At 40.4% G+C, this 15,992-nt stretch carries 20 protein-coding genes; 9 read left to right on the forward strand and 11 right to left on the reverse strand.

Annotated elements, in window-relative coordinates; all coding sequences use genetic code 11:
• Positions 1-32 precede the first annotated feature (32 nt).
• A complete protein-coding gene (locus tag NYE23_RS24450) occupies positions 33-995 on the reverse strand; it encodes a helix-turn-helix transcriptional regulator (protein WP_341082048.1) in 963 nt (320 codons plus the stop codon).
• Positions 996-1,098: 103 nt separating this feature from the next.
• Between NYE23_RS24450 and NYE23_RS24455 the strand changes: the two genes are divergently transcribed.
• Positions 1,099-1,578 (forward strand): GyrI-like domain-containing protein, encoded by a 480-nt coding sequence (locus tag NYE23_RS24455; RefSeq protein ID WP_341082049.1) that lies wholly within the window; start codon positions 1,099-1,101, stop codon positions 1,576-1,578.
• Positions 1,579-1,650: 72 nt separating this feature from the next.
• Here NYE23_RS24455 and NYE23_RS24460 read toward each other — a convergent pair whose 3' ends face one another.
• Positions 1,651-2,865: a TerD family protein gene (locus NYE23_RS24460; protein ID WP_341082050.1), complete on the reverse strand. Its 1,215-nt coding sequence runs from the start codon at positions 2,863-2,865 to the stop codon at positions 1,651-1,653.
• 250 nt (positions 2,866-3,115) lie between these two features.
• Here NYE23_RS24460 and NYE23_RS24465 point away from each other — a divergent pair, with 250 nt between their 5' ends.
• Positions 3,116-3,370 carry a DUF2642 domain-containing protein gene (locus NYE23_RS24465; protein ID WP_341082052.1) on the forward strand — a complete coding sequence of 85 codons (255 nt, stop codon included), beginning with the start codon at positions 3,116-3,118 and terminating at the stop codon, positions 3,368-3,370.
• A 175-nt stretch (positions 3,371-3,545) separates the two neighbouring features.
• Here NYE23_RS24465 and NYE23_RS24470 read toward each other — a convergent pair whose 3' ends face one another.
• Together NYE23_RS24470 and NYE23_RS24475 are read right to left on the reverse strand one after the other, a co-directional pair.
• A complete protein-coding gene (locus NYE23_RS24470) occupies positions 3,546-4,094 on the reverse strand; it encodes a DUF488 domain-containing protein (RefSeq protein WP_341082054.1) in 549 nt (182 codons plus the stop codon).
• A 79-nt stretch (positions 4,095-4,173) separates the two neighbouring features.
• On the reverse strand, positions 4,174-4,620 hold the full coding sequence (locus tag NYE23_RS24475) for a DUF4385 domain-containing protein (RefSeq protein WP_341082055.1): 447 nt from the start codon (positions 4,618-4,620) through the stop codon (positions 4,174-4,176).
• A gap of 224 nt (positions 4,621-4,844) precedes the next feature.
• On the opposite strand from NYE23_RS24475, the gene NYE23_RS24480 reads away from it, so the two are divergent.
• The 6 genes from NYE23_RS24480 (at position 4,845) to NYE23_RS24505 (ending at position 8,141) form a co-directional block, all read left to right on the forward strand.
• Complete coding sequence (locus NYE23_RS24480) at positions 4,845-5,189, forward strand: PadR family transcriptional regulator (RefSeq protein WP_341082056.1); 345 nt, start codon at positions 4,845-4,847, stop codon at positions 5,187-5,189.
• Positions 5,186-5,521 (forward strand): DUF1048 domain-containing protein, encoded by a 336-nt coding sequence (locus NYE23_RS24485; protein WP_319003796.1) that lies wholly within the window; start codon positions 5,186-5,188, stop codon positions 5,519-5,521. The genes NYE23_RS24480 and NYE23_RS24485 overlap by 4 nt, the downstream gene beginning before the upstream one ends.
• A 42-nt stretch (positions 5,522-5,563) precedes the next feature.
• The gene (locus NYE23_RS24490; protein WP_341082057.1) at positions 5,564-5,917 is read left to right on the forward strand and encodes a DUF1048 domain-containing protein; all 354 of its coding nucleotides are present in this window, start codon (positions 5,564-5,566) and stop codon (positions 5,915-5,917) included.
• The gene (locus NYE23_RS24495) at positions 5,914-6,246 is read left to right on the forward strand and encodes a DUF1048 domain-containing protein (protein WP_341082058.1); all 333 of its coding nucleotides are present in this window, start codon (positions 5,914-5,916) and stop codon (positions 6,244-6,246) included. Before NYE23_RS24490 ends, NYE23_RS24495 begins: the two co-directional genes overlap by 4 nt.
• A 383-nt stretch (positions 6,247-6,629) precedes the next feature.
• A complete protein-coding gene (locus NYE23_RS24500) occupies positions 6,630-7,391 on the forward strand; it encodes an ABC transporter ATP-binding protein (protein WP_341082059.1) in 762 nt (253 codons plus the stop codon).
• Positions 7,392-8,141 carry an ABC transporter permease gene (locus NYE23_RS24505; RefSeq protein ID WP_341082060.1) on the forward strand — a complete coding sequence of 250 codons (750 nt, stop codon included), beginning with the start codon at positions 7,392-7,394 and terminating at the stop codon, positions 8,139-8,141. It begins immediately after the preceding gene.
• A gap of 267 nt (positions 8,142-8,408) precedes the next feature.
• Here the strand turns inward: NYE23_RS24505 and NYE23_RS24510 are convergent, their stop codons facing one another.
• Both NYE23_RS24510 and NYE23_RS24515 read right to left on the reverse strand, forming a co-directional pair.
• The gene (locus tag NYE23_RS24510) at positions 8,409-8,906 is read right to left on the reverse strand and encodes an LURP-one-related/scramblase family protein (protein ID WP_341082061.1); all 498 of its coding nucleotides are present in this window, start codon (positions 8,904-8,906) and stop codon (positions 8,409-8,411) included.
• 136 nt (positions 8,907-9,042) lie between these two features.
• The gene (locus NYE23_RS24515; protein WP_282174219.1) at positions 9,043-9,663 is read right to left on the reverse strand and encodes a LysE/ArgO family amino acid transporter; all 621 of its coding nucleotides are present in this window, start codon (positions 9,661-9,663) and stop codon (positions 9,043-9,045) included.
• 119 nt (positions 9,664-9,782) lie between these two features.
• Between NYE23_RS24515 and pdxR the strand changes: the two genes are divergently transcribed.
• Entirely contained in the window at positions 9,783-11,237 is a 1,455-nt protein-coding gene (gene pdxR / locus NYE23_RS24520) for a MocR-like pyridoxine biosynthesis transcription factor PdxR (RefSeq protein WP_341082062.1), read from the forward strand.
• A 153-nt stretch (positions 11,238-11,390) separates the two neighbouring features.
• Here pdxR and NYE23_RS24525 read toward each other — a convergent pair whose 3' ends face one another.
• From NYE23_RS24525 to NYE23_RS24545, 5 genes are all read right to left on the reverse strand, one after another.
• Positions 11,391-12,722 carry a phospholipase D family protein gene (locus NYE23_RS24525; protein ID WP_341082063.1) on the reverse strand — a complete coding sequence of 444 codons (1,332 nt, stop codon included), beginning with the start codon at positions 12,720-12,722 and terminating at the stop codon, positions 11,391-11,393.
• Between the two features lie 51 nt (positions 12,723-12,773).
• A complete protein-coding gene (locus NYE23_RS24530; protein ID WP_341082064.1) occupies positions 12,774-13,085 on the reverse strand; it encodes a hypothetical protein in 312 nt (103 codons plus the stop codon).
• Positions 13,086-13,432: 347 nt separating this feature from the next.
• Complete coding sequence (locus NYE23_RS24535; RefSeq protein ID WP_341082065.1) at positions 13,433-13,723, reverse strand: hypothetical protein; 291 nt, start codon at positions 13,721-13,723, stop codon at positions 13,433-13,435.
• Between the two features lie 17 nt (positions 13,724-13,740).
• The gene (locus NYE23_RS24540) at positions 13,741-15,429 is read right to left on the reverse strand and encodes a recombinase family protein (protein WP_341082094.1); all 1,689 of its coding nucleotides are present in this window, start codon (positions 15,427-15,429) and stop codon (positions 13,741-13,743) included.
• A complete protein-coding gene (locus NYE23_RS24545) occupies positions 15,392-15,943 on the reverse strand; it encodes a recombinase family protein (protein ID WP_341082066.1) in 552 nt (183 codons plus the stop codon). Before NYE23_RS24545 ends, NYE23_RS24540 begins: the two co-directional genes overlap by 38 nt.
• Positions 15,944-15,992 lie beyond the last annotated feature (49 nt).

Consider the following 15,992-nt stretch of genomic DNA (forward strand, 5'->3'; position numbering starts at 1 on the left):
ATCCTTTTCCAGTCAGATACGCAGTTATCTTTTTATGGACGGAATAATCTTAATCTCTCCTGCAGGCATTCTAAAACTTCTTCCGGCATTTCCCTGACCGTGGTATCTTTACCCAGGAAAAGCAGCCAATTGGTGACTTCATTCAGTTCCTCTCTATTGTTAACATTGATAAACGTTTTGAGAACAGCTGTGGTCTGGTAAGGGTTTGTATAGGCAATGGAAGTCTTAATAGGATGGTATTTCTTGAACTGGGCAATTGCCTGTGGACCGAGTTCAAGGACAAGATTGACAGCCTCGTCCTGCAGACTTAGTTTTTCTAAAATATTTTTCCTGCTTATTCTTTTTTTCACCGGATATGGTTCGACTTCGATGAGATTATCCACGGGTAATATTTGTCTCTTTTCTTCCTTTAAATCAAAGGCTTCAACCTTCCAAATGCTTTTTTCACGATAAAGGTGCAAAAGATAAATGGGATAAGTCCTGACTTCCTTCTCTTCTTTTATGGTAATCAATAAATAGCGATCCAAAATAAGAGATTGAATGAGTTTTTCCAGCATCGGATGTGGGAGGTCTGACAGATCAAGCAGATCGGGATTATTAGGATTGGTCCCTTCAAACAGCAGAATTTGATTTAAAAGAACCAGGTCTTCCTGCTGGGATTCCGAAATCAGGCCGAGTAATTTTTCAGCTAAAGACTGACGGCTCATTAGATAGGGGAGCTGCAGATTTCTTGTAGCCATAAAGGCGATAAACAGAGCTTTGATCTCATTATCGGTAAAGCGTACAGTGGGCAGGACGGAGTTATTCATGACAAAATAACCCCCATCCCTTCCCACTTCAGCGACAAGCGGCATCCCCATGGCTTCTATTTCCCGAATATCCCGAATCGCTGTTGAACGGGAAATGTTAAATTCCTGCATGATTTCAGAAATAGTAAAGTGAGCGCGGTTGTTGATATACCGCATCATTACATTAATCCGTTCCACTTTTTTCATTGGCTTCTCCTAAACAGTATCATTTTCTGACATGATTTAACGTTATTATAAACTTATCAAATGGGCAAATCATTTGAAATGGAAAAAAAGGATGGTTTTGAATATGGCAAATTATACTCTGGAAGAAAAAGAAAGCTTTACCGTTTTAGGCATTGGAACTGAATTGAAGAGCGATTACACAGATTATGCAGGCATAAATAAGGAAAAAGCAGACTTCTGGCAGGCAGTCAAACAGGATGGAAGGCTTGACAAATTAAAGGCCGTAGCGACAAATGATTACATTTTTGTCGTAAACGAAGCCGTAAATAACAAGATGATGCATTATGCAGGCGTCATGACAGAGGCAACTCTGCCGGAAGCAACGAGATTGATTCAATTTCCTGAAGGAGAATACCTCGTTGTGAAAGGGGAAGCCAGCACATCTGAAGAATTGAGCAATATGCTTACGGGGATTGCCTTTGGTCAAGCTCTGCCGGAAGCAGCAGATTACGCCTATGTCGGCGGTCCTAATGCCTCGGTTGAAATGGGGCAGCGAAACGGAATGGTTTTCGGTGAAATGTGGATTCCTGTTGTGAAGAAATAGGAGATATAAACAAAAGGTGCCTGCCCCCGGCACTAGCTGGGGACAGGCACACATGCTTTTCAATTTCTGCTTTTATTTGTAATCATTTCTAGGACCTGCATCCATTACAACCTCTACCATATTGGAAGGCCCCATTCTTAGTTTAGGTCTATACTCCGAATCAGGTAAACTGTACAGCTCCAATGGACTTATAATTACTCCATCTGGCGTATTATGGAGGACTCCGGGCACACAGGTATAAATGCGGTCATCATTGTTGGCATTTTTGGCTGATATCGTAACGGAGGTGCCGCTATGATTATCTATACTCATGGACACTTTGTATCTGTAGAATGAACCTGTTCCATTAGACTGGGCAGAGTAAACGACAGGCACGACTGCCAGGATATCATTATTCAGTCTCAATTTAATTACTTCTGTCTTCGTTGAACTGTAATCTCTTCTCACATCACCCATATGTTCAACTGCTCCGTTTGCAAAACTTCTAAGTGGAGGTGTTCCGCTTGCACCAAACATGGCGACATCGATCTGCCTGCCATCCTTTGTATAAACCAGAGCATAGATATCATAATCTGTTCCAGTTTTCCAGGATACCGTGGCTGTAATTGTTGGTGTTTTTTCAATGATCACCGGCTTTTGACCTTTGTCGAGACTGATTGTGCCCTTCACCTTTTCAAGAGTGATCGTGTTTTGGAAATGTTTGTTTTCGGCAGCAGCAGGAAGAGACTGAACAGTCTTAGTTTCAGCAGGCTTATTATCCTCAGTGGAGTCAACTTCCACACCGTAATTGTTACATAACCCTTCAAGCCCGGATTCAAATCCGCGCCAGATTGATTTTGCCTTTATCTGACCATTCCTTACATATAATTCTAAAACCACAATTCCATTTTCCTTTGTAAAACTGGATGGAGTTAACTCGATGGTGGTATGACCCGTACATATCTCGGCTTTTAAATTCTTTACATTCGAGAACCCCATGTGATTATCCTCTGTCAGAGTAATCGCTATTTTATGAATGCCAGCAGGCACTTTACTCATATCAAATTGAATAGTATGTACTTTCCTAGTCCCTTTAGTTTCAGCCGGCAATAGAGCTGCTTCACCAGAAGGGCTCTTTGGCTGATTATAAAAAATAATCCCGCTGTCTCCTTGTACCTTATCTGAATCTGTTAAAAGGAAAGCGGTTAAGGAAATATCGATCAATTGAGACATATCGTAGCTAACAGTGACATAACCATTTGGGGAACTTAACACTGTATTTCCCCCCATTTGCAGCATTGAATTCAATTCAACCACTCCTGTTTCTCTATTTAAAATTTTTTGCAGATCTTTATATTAAAATTATAATCTCACTGTAAATAATACCACTTTATTGAAACCATATAGGTGAAAACTACTGCAAATTAAAAAGCAGCCGCAATACAGCAGCTGCTTTGAAAAGGGGAAACAAAAGAACCGTCCCTATTTTCCGAACGCGTCAAGCTATACTGGCATAAATTGATTAGATAAAACAGCACTATACTTTGGAGGAAAGAGAATGGACCCTATGTATGCCTACCGGGTAAATCCGCAAACAACACAGAATGGCCCTATGCAGGTGATTGCCAGAGAACCCTTTGTTTATGAAGCGCTGCGCAGTTTAAAAGGAAAAAGAGCCGTCCTGGATACCACATGCGGTTCAGTCAGCGGAGTGGTTGTTGATGCTAAGCTTGATCATGTTGTCATTCAAGAATATGATTCTACATTTTTTGTTCGCCTTCGTGAAATCGTCTGGATAATGCCTGAATCCTAACCTGCCCGTGTTTTCATTAACTCCGGACTAAAATCTATTAACAGCGACAATCACATGAGCATTTTTAATAGATAGCCCGCGATGTACTGAGTGTTCAGGTATAGTCCCGGCTATCACTACATATCCCATTTATTCAGTCCACAGGATCAGGAACTGACTCTTTATTTCTTCTTTCTTATAGCTTCGGATAAACGACAGTCCCATCTTCTTCAATGATTGGCATGGCTCCCCACTTCCCCAATTCATGTGGGATGATCTTCGGATTTCCCTTGGCATCAGGAATGAGATGGCGCACATCCCATCCATTTGCCTTCAGCCAGTTGCTGATGAGAAGGCGATGACATCTTGCCGGATGATATTCTGAACACATATAGACGAGCGTCGTTTCTGCGGCCTGTTCCTTGAGCTGCTCCAAAGCATACTGAAAATCATCCGTCAGTGTATAATCCGCATAATTGTGAAACGAGCGGTTATTCCATCCTTCGTTCAATTGCTCTCCTACCAGGCCCGACATTTTCCTTCTCCCGCCAAGACCGGGAAAATGGCGATAATGAATCCCCGCTTCCTTCAGCCACTGGGCCATGTTTTCTTTTTTAAAGTGTGAATTCCTGCGGCTTGCAGGAAATGCCCGGACATCTGCCACAAAGTTAATTTCAGCTGCTCCCAGCAGCTTTAAAAATTGTTCGATCGAATGGTTATAATGTCCAATCGTATAAACTTTCATGATTATCTTCCCCTTAAAACAAAGACTCTGTTGTTCAGGTTCATGTATCCTTTATGCTGAGTGCAAAGTGCATGCTGCTTCAGCCATATTTCTTCTGATGCTCTTTTTTTCGCTTAAGATAATCCTGATCCTCCCGCGCGAGCTTCCATTTCTCCATAAAGATGGACGCCGATTCTGCCTTCACCGGATCATTCTGCCTTTCGTTTACCTTGCCATTCTCATCATATTTCTTCCCGCCTTTGTAATTCGTATACCGGCGGGCTCTTGTATAGCCCATCTGCAGAAATTTCCTCGCCATGTCCATTCCGACAAAATCTTCTTTCTCCTTATAATCAAGAAACATCTGATAAATTTTATCGGATGACTCCTCAGCGATATCCGGAGTCTTAAATCGCCAATGCTTCAGGATCTCGCTCTTATAAGGCTCCACCAGCAGCACACCCTGTTCTCCCCTGCCAACCCTATACAGTTCAGGATTCTTGCGGAAATCTATTTTTTCAAAGTCCAGATCGTAATCGAAGGCCATATCTGTCACCCTTTTTATATTGGGTTTACCCTTGGCGGTCTTTTTGTATGCAGAGTATAGTTATTTAGTGCTTTCGGGAAGCAAAGGGTGGGTGGCTCTCGTATTCCTTGTACACATAAAAATGGGCTTTTTGACGAAAAGTTTTATTGACAATTAAGCTATTTAGTCATACTATATACTAGTAATAAGTAACACAGAATACCGTTAAAATGGAGATGAAAAATTTGGAAAATATTACAGAAATGCTGAAAGGGGTGCTTGAGGGTTGTGTGCTTGAGATCATCAGCCGCGGAGAAACTTATGGCTATGAAATCACGCAACAGCTGCGAGAACTTGGATTCACTGATGTGGTTGAAGGCACAGTTTATACAATCACCATGCGACTTGAGAAAAACAATCTGGTGAACATCGAGAAAAAGCCATCCACTATGGGACCGCCGAGAAAATTTTACACACTTAACGCAGCAGGTCAAGAGCATCTTGAAACTTTTTGGAAAAAATGGGATTTCGTCTCAAGCAAAATTAACGAACTCAAAACAAAAATAAATTCAAAAGGAGAAGTCATATGATGAGTATATTTGAAAAAATCTTTGGGGATTTTAGCGAAAAGAAAGCATGGCGTGAAATGGAAAACCGTGCAAAATCCTTACCAGAAGACTACTGCATAGCCTACAAAGCAATGCAAAAATATCTCTGGAACACTGGCAGCGTGGTGGATTGGCAAGAAACAAAATTCGTCTTTAATCACATCATTGACCTTCTTGAAGAAGCCGCAGCCGATGGCAAGCCCGTTAAAGAAGTTACTGGCAATGATGTAGCAGCCTTCTGTGATGATCTTGCCAGTGATGCAAAATCATGGGTTGATAAGCAACGGCAAAAACTCAACGATGCGATTAAATAATACAACTGTACTGAATAGCTTAGTATCTTAAAGGAGACTACAATGAACTTTTTAGAAAAAATAACCGGTAGCGATATAACTAAAGCCATGAAAGATTTTGAAGCACGAGCAAAAGTCTTGCCAGCTGAATATCAAACTGCTTGGCAAGAAATTAAAAATAAACTCTGGATTCACGGAGATTTCACCGGCCGTAATCTGATGCCCATCCTTGACAGTACTCTTGAATTGCTTGAAGTTACAGCAGCAGACGGCCAGAGCATCGAAGAAGTACTAGGAGATGATATCAACGGCTTCTGTGAAGCCCTTGTTGGTAACGAAGGCGCAAAATCTTATAGAGATAAATGGCGTGACCAACTCAACAAGAACGTCGCAAAAAAATTAGGAGGACTGAAATGAGCATCAAAAAAGTCATTGAAGGCAAAAAAGAATGGAAAGCCCATGTTTCACGTGTCAAAGCGCTTCCACAAGATTACCAAATTGTCTATAAAGAGATCCAAAAATATCTCTTCAAAGTCGGTCCTGTTGAGCTAAACAATGGTATCGGACTGCTTTCTGACATTCTCAGCTTCTTTGAAGAAGGAGCAGCAGCTGAAAAAGGTGTGCTTGAAGTCACAGGAACAGACGTTGCTGCTTTCTGCGATGCACTTATTGAAGACTCAAAAACTTATGCTGATCTCTATCAAGAATCGATCAATCAAAAAGTCGATAAGGCTATGAAAAAATAGAAGGAATTTAATAAGCATGTCATCTCTTTCCTCCTTCCATTAAACAGATACGAATAAATTGAGTTGTTCGAAGCAAGTGCGGCAGAAGACAGCCAGCTCCTGGACAGCACCAGGTTCGACTTAAGGTCCTTCGACTGCGAACCAGTGGCAAACGCTAATAACTTTGTCGGCAATTATCGTGAAGATTTGAATGAGATCGATTTGGAAAAAGACAACTTCAATAGATAGTCCTACTGAATAGCTGGTTACAAATATGAATGTGCCACCTTCACTATTCAGTTATATTTTTACTCCAGTAGTAAGTAATACAGATTATCAGTCAGACTAAGTAGCGGGTATTTTAGGCAATCAAGCTCCATCATTTTTATAAGGAGGAAAAAAGTATGAGTAATGCAGCGATTTCTGTAAAAGGGTTGAAAAAATCCTTTAAAGACAAGGAAGTCTTAAAGGGGGTAGATTTTGAGGTGCGGCGTGGCGAAATTTTCGCACTGCTGGGCTCAAATGGAGCAGGCAAGACAACGGCGGTCAACATCCTCTCGACGCTGATGAAGCCCGATGGCGGCGAAGCAGCTATTTGCGGCTTTGACTCCCAGCGTCAACCGGATCATGTTCGCCAGAGCATCAGCCTGACAGGACAATTTGCAGCTTTAGACGGCATGCTTACAGGAAGAGAAAATCTGATGATGATCGCCAACCTTCGCGGAGTTTCCAATCCCGCTCAAGTCGCCGACAATCTGCTTGCCAAATTCAGCCTTACCGATGCGGCCAACCGCCGGGCGGACCAATATTCCGGCGGGATGAAGCGCCGGATTGACATTGCCATGAGCCTCATCGGGACGCCAGCCGTCATTTTTCTCGACGAACCGACGACAGGGCTTGACCCCGAAGCGCGGATTGAAGTCTGGAATACCATTAAGGAACTTGCTGGAAGCGGCACGACCATCCTGCTGACGACCCAGTACCTGGAGGAAGCCGAACAACTGGCAGACCGTATCGCCATCCTGCATGGCGGAAAAATCATTACGAGCGGTACCCTTTCCGAACTTAAAGTGATGTTCCCGCCAGCGAAAGTGGAGTATATCGAGAAGCAGCCGACATTGGAGGAAATTTTCCTGGCAATCATCGGCAAAGAGGAGGAGAAATAAATGAAAAACAAAACAGGGGTATTACTTGGACGCTTAATGTGCAACATCCTGCGCAGCCCGGATACGATTATCACGGTGGCAATTACGCCGATTATGATGATGCTGCTGTTTGTTTATGTATTTGGCGGCTCCATAGAAACGGGCACGAACAACTACGTCAATTATTTATTGCCGGGAATCTTGCTGATGGCTATTGCATCCGGCGTCACTTACACTACATTGCGGCTGTTTAACGATGTAAAGAGCGGGCTGATGGCTCGTTTCATTACCATGCCTATTAAGCGCTCGTCGATATTGTGGGCTCACGTGTTGACTTCGCTTGTTTCCAATGCGCTTACTGTCGTGGTGGTTATCCTTGTTGCCCTCTTGATGGGCTTCCGTTCCAGTGCTGATATTCTGGATTGGCTTGCCGTAGCCGGGATACTCGGGCTGTTTACGCTGGCACTGACGTGGATTGCAGTCATTCCTGGATTGAAAGCGAAATCTATGGAAGGGGCGACAGCCTACTCGTACCCGCTGATTTTCCTGCCGTTTATCAGTTCGGCCTTTGTCCCTACCGAAACCATGCCTAAAATTGTTCGTGCGTTTGCTGAGAACCAGCCCGTGACTTCAATCGTGAATGCGATTCGTACTCTCTTGTATGAAGGGTCTGTTGGCAGCGATATCTGGATTGCACTTTCCTGGTGCATCGGCATCATGGTCATCGCTTACTTCTTCGCCACTAAAGCATTTAAACGCCAGTTAGGGTAAGTACACAATTAGGGGCTTAGCCATATCAAAGTCACACGCTGCCAGGTAAGGACTACCGCCTGTTTACGGTTTCTGACTTATGATGTGATGTAACCCCTGCCTGCTTTAACCCAAGTCCCTGACCCCTTGTATTTTAAAGCGGTAGTATAGTTGGGGTCAGGCACCTGTATTAGGACACCCCTTTACTTTATAAAATTTGGATTGTGCACTTTTTTACTTTTGTAAGATTCACTGGACTTTTATCTCTTCTTCGGCCATTGATATTCGTTATGGTGTCGCTGCAGAAGAAGCAGCTGCCTGGTCGGCCTTCACACAATCAATTGCAACAACGACGGCAACCAAGATGGCTTCCATTTTTTCATCTATAATTTGAACCTTGTAGCTGTCGCCCCAAGTAAACCACTCCTTGCTCACTTTCCCAATAACTTCGCCATGCTGTAATACCTGAAAATCCATGTCCCACCAATTACCATGTACTTCAATGCCTGCCGCATCAATCGTATAGCGTGCTTTAAAGAAGGATAACTCCTTCTTAATCGTCAGCACCTCTCGACCATTTACCTCAACAAAAAATTTCGGTAAAAAGCTAAACACCTTTTTCGTAATGAGGGCTATTTCATCTCTTGCTGTATTCATAATGGAGAATGTCTTTGGAATTTGCATAAAACTCCCCTCTACATAATATACATCGTACTCCTGCTGGTCCTTTACTGTAAATTTGCCACTAAGACTAAACACCTTCTGCTTTATATAAAGTTGCCTCACATTATGACCCCCTTTTTATATAGCATATTACAAATTAGTATAATCTTGTTCTATCTGTTATGAAACATCAAGGAAGACCACCATGTAACTAATCGGATATACTTTGCATTCATTTTAAAGAATCCTAAAGTTCAAGCTACTTTAATAATGAATACAGTTGATATCCCATATAAATAGCCATAGCCCATATAATAAGAGCGGAAACTTGATTCATATATTTTAAGAACTTACCATTTTTATCAAATTGGCCAATCTTCCTGCCTGAAATCGCTAAGGAAAAGAACCAGATCCAAGAAATCATTATACAAGCCACGGTAAACACCCATTTCTCATATCCTGTATAAGCCAATGAACTAGTTCCTATAACTCCAATAGTATCCATAATAGCATGAGGATTAAGTAATGAGACAGAAGCAGCAAAAGTAACCTGACGACGTGCAGAAAAACGGTTTTGTTCTTGATTAGCGTTTATTTCGGATGTGTTTTTCCAGATGATCCAACCCATATAGGCTAAGAAAAAGAATCCTACTAAAAATAACAAAATCTTTAACCATTCAAAACTAAAAACAATAATAGATACCCCGGCAACAGCCAAATAAATCAGTATTGTATCACAAACCCCTGCTGTAATAATTGCAGGTAGAGCATTGGTGAATTTGTTGTGTGCCGCTCCTTGATTAAATACAAATACATTTTGAACTCCTAAAGGTAAGATTAATCCAAATGCCAATACCATTCCATGAAATAATGGTTCCACTATGATTCCCCCTATTCTTATATAGAATAGCTAAGGACCATTCATATGTCTCCAACCAATTGGATGGGAGTCTATCCAACCATTTGGTATAATTTTAAAAAAGTGATTGGAGATAGCCTATGTCTGAATTAGATTGGAAGCCAGAAAAAAATTCATCCGTTCCTTTACATCAGCAAATATATGATTTTATGAAAAACAAAATAATGAACGGTGAATGGACAATAGGCACTAAAATACCGCCACAAAGAAATTTAGCAAAACGATTTCAAGTAAATCGAAGTACCATTGTAACTGCACTTGAAGAACTGGCTGCCGATGGATTAATTGAGTCTAAGGTTGGAAGCGGTACTAAGGTGATTAACAATACCTGGAGCCTGCTTGCTTCCACTCCTCCTCCAGATTGGATTAGTTATGTAAAATCCGGTATTCATAAACCAAATATAACGATCATCCAAGAAATTAATAGAGCCGAAGCAGACCCTACTATGATTAGGCTTGGAACAGGAGAACTTTCACCAGATCTATTGCCCAACAGAAAGATGGGACAAATACTGCAAATAGATACTGAGCAGTCTTTATCGCTTGGATACATGGAGCCTAAAGGAAGCCTATCTTTACGTAAAACCGTTGGTGCATATTTAAGAACAAAGGGAATTGAAGCTTCCCCCGAATCAATCTTAATTGTTTCTGGAGGGCTCCAGGCACTGCAATTGATTTCAATTGGATTATTAAAAAGAGGATCCACAATACTTCATGAATCACCATCCTATTTAAACTCCGTACACGTTTTCCAATCGGCTGGAATGAATTTATTGGGTATTCCCCTTGAAAAAGGAGGAATTAAAAGTGACTCAATTAGACGTATGAAGCGACAGCATCATGCGGCTTTACTCTATACGATACCCACTTTTCACAATCCAACCGGCACAATAATGTCTGAAAAAAGGCGGCTTGAATTAATAAAGGTTTGTCAAAGGGAGTCATTACCTATCATCGAGGATGATGTTTATAGTGATTTATGGTTTGAAAACCCTCCGCCAAATCCTTTGAAAGCTAATGATACACAAGGAAATGTCCTGTATATAGGCAGCATGTCCAAAACATTGAGCCCCGGTTTGCGAATCGGTTGGATTGTGGGACCTGAACCTGTCATCGAACGTTTAGCAGATATAAAAATGCAAACAGATTACGGGTCAAGTTCCTTATCACAATATGCTGTAGACAAATGGCTTAGTAGCGGTATGTATGAGGGTTTCTTAAAGGAAACGAAAGAGGAATTACGATTCAGAAGGGATTTCACCATTCAAATTTTAGAGAAATATTTTTCCGAGATAGCAACATGGAACACCCCAAAAGGTGGATTTTATATCTGGCTTAAATTACTAACAGGTGTTCCCACCCGAAAGCTATTTAACACAGCCCTTCGAGAAGGGATTTTATTAAATCCAGGTAGTGTGTATGATAATAATGATGAACAGCATCTTCGTATTTCCTATTCATATGCATCAATGGATCAACTAGAAAAGGGGCTGGTTTATTTAGCACACCTAATTAAAAATTCTTCTATGAATTGAATTTATTGAGGATACCGTAATAACGGTATCCTGATTTTTATAAGAGCCTACATAATAAGTGCTTATCTTAGTTCAACTTTTTGTTTTACCGCTATTTGTGATACGGTTCTCCGTGTTGCATCTAAATGAGGTTTTTATTTTTTACATATATTTTCAGTTAGTTATTCTCCAAGTGATTAACCTATACAGGGGATATAATTTTGCGATTTTATCCTCTGCTATCTTAACGAGATTTTCTGGAGTCTCAAGATGTTCCTCATCAGGGTTTATGCGAAAAATACAAAATGATTCCAATCCCTCACTGTCATATTTCGTGTAAAAATCAGTAAACTTATTTGGGTCTTCTTTATCAATATTAAAAGAATGTACAGACATGTCTTTGTTTGGATTATATATATGCCATACAAATTGTTCCCCTTTTAACTTTGCTATTTCATTATGAATTTTATCTTTGAGTCGCTCAATATTATCCTTTAGGTAATCTCTATCAATACAGCCCTTGGCAGCAGTTGCATGGAATAGACCAATTTCTACTCCCTTACTAACTACTGATATCTGCATACACGCATGCCTAATAAAGCTTTCATGAGTTTCTGTCTTGCTTCCCCCAATTAATGCATCCTTACTGTGCTTACCGTAACGAAGGCAAATCCACGATAAACGCTTGTAATTATGTTTCGAAGGACTGATTTGAGAAGTTATAAGTTCCGGTCTTCTTCTCGAAGACCAGTTATTGTGTAAATTCATTTTTGACATGGGGTGTTTCATTAAATTATTTAGCTTAAGTAATTTGTTACGAACAACTTCTCTTCTTTTGAGAATTATACGGTCATTCTCAGCTTGATACTTTGGAAAGAATGTCTCATAGTCTTGAAACGTGAAAAAGTATCTATCTAAGTCATAGTCAGATTCCTTAAATGGGTCTTGATTATCGACAAATATTTCATTAATTTTACGATTTGCTTTTTGGTTAGCATCTGATAAGTTTTTTAATTCTCCATCAATATCCTTATAATTTTCTATAATTTTATCCGTTACTTTCTCAGAAGCTAATAAACAATGTTCAATGAATTCCTCTAGACGTCCTATGCTATTTGATTGTACTTCATGGATTAGTTCTAGATTTCCATCCAATCCGCCACGTGTAAAGTTTGCCGAACCATGAAAGGCTTTAATACCTTGGGGAGTGTAGAACATAAATACCTTTGCATGTAATTTTTCCTTGTGTACGATATATACATTGGCTAAACTAGATAATTCTTCTAATAATGCACCAGGTTTATTCATGCTAAATTCCTTAGATAAATACAGAGTAATATTATCCTTATTTAGATTGCTCTTAGCCATTAATTCTTTGATAAATTCTACTCCATAATTCGAGAAATAAGCAGATACAATATTAATATTTTTGACCTCCAAATCCTTTACTACCTTTTTAATGTATCCCTTTTCCCATACCCATTTATCAACTTCCAAACTGCTCATAATCCCACCACGCTTATTATTTATTATTACTAGTTTAATAACAGACCTGAACTACTTAAGAAAATAGCAAAGCTGTACATCATCAGCACTGAGTACTCCAATTCTTAAAACCATAGAATTTTTCAGGTTAACTTCCTCTTGAAATTCTAATTCTAAAGAATTGCTTAGAATTTTATTCAACTCTTCCTTTTCTTCTAATAATATCATAGCTTGATGGGGTAAAAGTGCAAATTTTTCCATCTGTTCACCATTGCTTAGATATCCATATAGACCGTAAAATTCCTCCTCTAAATACTCTATTAAATCCTCCTGTAGTTCCTGCTTTAGTGCTAATAATTCCTTTAACTTCTGGATTTTTTTCATATCAAATACCTCCAATTATTTTTGAGTACGCTCTGTTACCATACAGACTACAATTCCAACCACCGTTCCTAATAAGAAATATGGCAATCTAATACCTCCTTCCATTCTTAAATCCCTTATTCTTGAAACCTTTTAAGCTCGCATTTTATCATCCATAAATCCTTTCTTAGCTATTGTATAAATAGTTAGTCCAAACATAACTCCTGCCTTAAACAAGCTAATCGGTGACATAGACTCACCTCCTTTATCGGAAATCTAACACCAAAAAAGAGACGAAAACTCTTATAGAGCAAACCTCCCTGACTTGTAAACGTTTTGATTGTTCTACCTTTCAGACTGCCAATTCTTCAAACGAAGCTAATAGGCTTAACAAGTTCACCACCTTTCAGCAAACCAATTCCGATATCCTTCAAACCATGCTTATCCTGTAATAAGAACACAACGTTCGATGCACCGCCATCGTAGAAGAATACCCAACATGTTAGTTCTGGTTTGTTTTCATCTGGAATAGTAGCCTTAACCTCTTCGTTGCTTATGTCATCCACTGATAGGGTCCTAACGTCGGCTTTCCAGTCCTTCTGTGCTAAATGTGGGTGATGCTCCTCCATGTAATTCCTGAATACATTAATAATGCTCATAGGTTATTTGCTCCTTTTCATAGGTCGATTAAAATAGAAAAAGGGGGAGAGAACTCATCCGTAATAGATGAATCCTCTCCCCCTTTAAAGGTGAAGTGTTTTGCAACTTCTTTATTAAGTTGTATTTGTATCGTGTCAATCTTCCGGTCCTCATTGATGGTGATTTGACGGATGAGCAGGTGCATCAGTCTTTTCCTCTGCTCCCTGGTCAATGATTCTTGATAGGCACTTTTGAAGTTTTGCATGACCTGTTTGACCATTGAAAAGTTTATGAGTTGTGTACCACCTTGCCCTATCTGCAGTTCAATAGGAGATAGTCTCTCTTCAAGTCGTTCCTTTTCTTCATTCAAAGTGGATAACCGCTGCACAAGGTCTGCTTTTTGAATCAAATCATCTTCGTACAAACCAAGGACTTTCTCTTTCTTTTGTTGATTGGATTCTATTGCCTTTTTCAAGGTCTCATATTCGTGTTGAAGCGGAGAAGAATCTTGTTCTTTCTTGTTATTAATACGTTCAACAATTTGCTCTATAAGCACATCACTTGTGGCTATGTTTGATAGCTTTTCAAGCACATGAGGGTCTGCATAATCCGTCCTTACTCCATTCGACCGACAAACTGCTGAACCTTTATTCTTCCAAGCTCCACATACATAATACTCCAGAACCTTTTTTGTTCCGTCTTTGAGTGTATTCGTTGTCCTTCCAATCACCATTCCTGCCCCACATGCAGGACACTTCATGATACCAGTGAGAGGGAACTCCCCGTCATGTATTCGATTAGGCTTGCCGCTTCTACTCGACATGATATTTTTTGCTTTTTCCCATGTTTCTTCTGAAATGATAGCTTCGTGCTGCCCCTTTTCAATCACAGGGTGAGGATTAATATTGTTTCTTCTCTTCTCGTTCCAATCTCTCCGGACATTATAGCGAATAAATCCTGCATAAAGTGGATTGCTTAGAATCGTTTTTACCCCGTTGATGGAGAAGTCTTTGTTCTTTTTAGTCCGGTGTCCTTCATTGTTGAGTTTATTTGCGATGGATTTGTAACCATTCCCCTCAACGTAAAGGTCAAATACCTTTCGGACCGTTTGCGCTTCTGTTGGATTAACAACAAGTGTTGAGAGTTTTCTCTTACGGTTTTCTCCTGGAACACTCACAACATCATAACCAAGAACCTGCCCGCCATTCCACGACCCTTCTTTAGCTCTTGCTAACATCCCCATTTTTACGTTTTGAGCGATATTATCTCTTTCAAATTCAGCAATGACTGCCAACATCCGAAATTGCATTTTCCCCGCTGGAGTTTCCGTTTCGTAGCGTTCCGTAAATGAACGAAAAACAATGTTTCTCATTTCTAGTTCTTCAACAATATTTAGTAAATCCTTTGTCTTACGAGAAAAGCGGTTCACCTTCCACACGAGTACCAAGTCAAAGTCTTTACCCTTGGCATCATGCAGTAATTGTTGTAAGGCTGGTCTCCCTTTGATGTTCTTTCCGCTTTTCCCTCGGTCCACGTATTCTTTATGAACAACATATCCTTCTCGTTCGCACATTTCTTTTAGCACACGGACCTGTTCATCAATACTGTAGCCTTCTTCAGCCTGTTCCAATGTGGAGACTCGAGCATAGATAGCGGCTCTTTTCTGTGTTCCAGTTCGGCTGAATTGGTCAAGCTGGTCGTCGAGCTGTCTCGCATAGTTCGGCATCACGTTCACCCCCTTTCTTGTTTTCATCTTCAATTAACCAACGTGCTACTAGTGACAGCGGAATTCCTTGCATAGCTGCTAACCTTAAATGTCTCGTATTGAGTAATTTGCACATGTACTCAAACACTCTCAATCCTTCTTCTGTGGAAGTGTCGAAAGGTTCCGTTACTGAACAAATCTCCACACCATATCTTGCAAGCTCTCTTTCTATTTGTTTAAGCTCTTTTCCATCAGGAGTAAGCGTAAATACATCCCAAACAAGGACTACTCCGAACAAACCTTCAGCAGCATCCTTCAACATTTGCTTCAATACTTTTCTTCTTTTCTCATGAGATTCCGAGCTTGGTTCCCTGTAGACCCTACTGACTTGATATCCAACCCGCTCACACTTTTCTTTTAAGACCTGGACGTCTCGATGAATTCTGTAACCCTCGGGTTGGGTCCACGATGTATTTCTTGTGTAAATTACTATCTTGTCTTGTTTCTGCTGTGCAGTTTCATCCCTACTTATCATCGGAATCTCCTCCTTTGGGGTGTTTTGTAAGGTATTCTGTGACCATTTC

The sequence above is a fragment of the Cytobacillus sp. FSL H8-0458 genome (genome assembly GCF_038002165.1).
GTDB lineage: Bacteria > Bacillota > Bacilli > Bacillales > Cytobacillaceae > Cytobacillus.

What these genes read in the sequence shown, in the direction of transcription:
- NYE23_RS24545 (WP_341082066.1), bottom strand. Translation starts at nt 15,943, where the DNA reads ATGATAAGTAGGGATGAAACTGCACAGCAGAAACAAGACAAGATAGTA.
- NYE23_RS24530 (WP_341082064.1), bottom strand. Translation starts at nt 13,085, where the DNA reads ATGAAAAAAATCCAGAAGTTAAAGGAATTATTAGCACTAAAGCAGGAA.
- NYE23_RS24535 (WP_341082065.1), bottom strand. Translation starts at nt 13,723, where the DNA reads ATGAGCATTATTAATGTATTCAGGAATTACATGGAGGAGCATCACCCA.
- NYE23_RS24470 (WP_341082054.1), bottom strand. Translation starts at nt 4,094, where the DNA reads ATGAAAGTTTATACGATTGGACATTATAACCATTCGATCGAACAATTT.
- NYE23_RS24505 (WP_341082060.1), top strand. Translation starts at nt 7,392, where the DNA reads ATGAAAAACAAAACAGGGGTATTACTTGGACGCTTAATGTGCAACATC.
- NYE23_RS24475 (WP_341082055.1), bottom strand. Translation starts at nt 4,620, where the DNA reads ATGGCCTTCGATTACGATCTGGACTTTGAAAAAATAGATTTCCGCAAG.
- NYE23_RS24495 (WP_341082058.1), top strand. Translation starts at nt 5,914, where the DNA reads ATGAGCATCAAAAAAGTCATTGAAGGCAAAAAAGAATGGAAAGCCCAT.
- NYE23_RS24450 (WP_341082048.1), bottom strand. Translation starts at nt 995, where the DNA reads ATGAAAAAAGTGGAACGGATTAATGTAATGATGCGGTATATCAACAAC.
- NYE23_RS24525 (WP_341082063.1), bottom strand. Translation starts at nt 12,722, where the DNA reads ATGAGCAGTTTGGAAGTTGATAAATGGGTATGGGAAAAGGGATACATT.
- NYE23_RS24465 (WP_341082052.1), top strand. Translation starts at nt 3,116, where the DNA reads ATGGACCCTATGTATGCCTACCGGGTAAATCCGCAAACAACACAGAAT.
- NYE23_RS24540 (WP_341082094.1), bottom strand. Translation starts at nt 15,429, where the DNA reads ATGCCGAACTATGCGAGACAGCTCGACGACCAGCTTGACCAATTCAGC.
- NYE23_RS24485 (WP_319003796.1), top strand. Translation starts at nt 5,186, where the DNA reads ATGATGAGTATATTTGAAAAAATCTTTGGGGATTTTAGCGAAAAGAAA.
- NYE23_RS24490 (WP_341082057.1), top strand. Translation starts at nt 5,564, where the DNA reads ATGAACTTTTTAGAAAAAATAACCGGTAGCGATATAACTAAAGCCATG.
- NYE23_RS24500 (WP_341082059.1), top strand. Translation starts at nt 6,630, where the DNA reads ATGAGTAATGCAGCGATTTCTGTAAAAGGGTTGAAAAAATCCTTTAAA.
- NYE23_RS24455 (WP_341082049.1), top strand. Translation starts at nt 1,099, where the DNA reads ATGGCAAATTATACTCTGGAAGAAAAAGAAAGCTTTACCGTTTTAGGC.
- pdxR (WP_341082062.1), top strand. Translation starts at nt 9,783, where the DNA reads ATGTCTGAATTAGATTGGAAGCCAGAAAAAAATTCATCCGTTCCTTTA.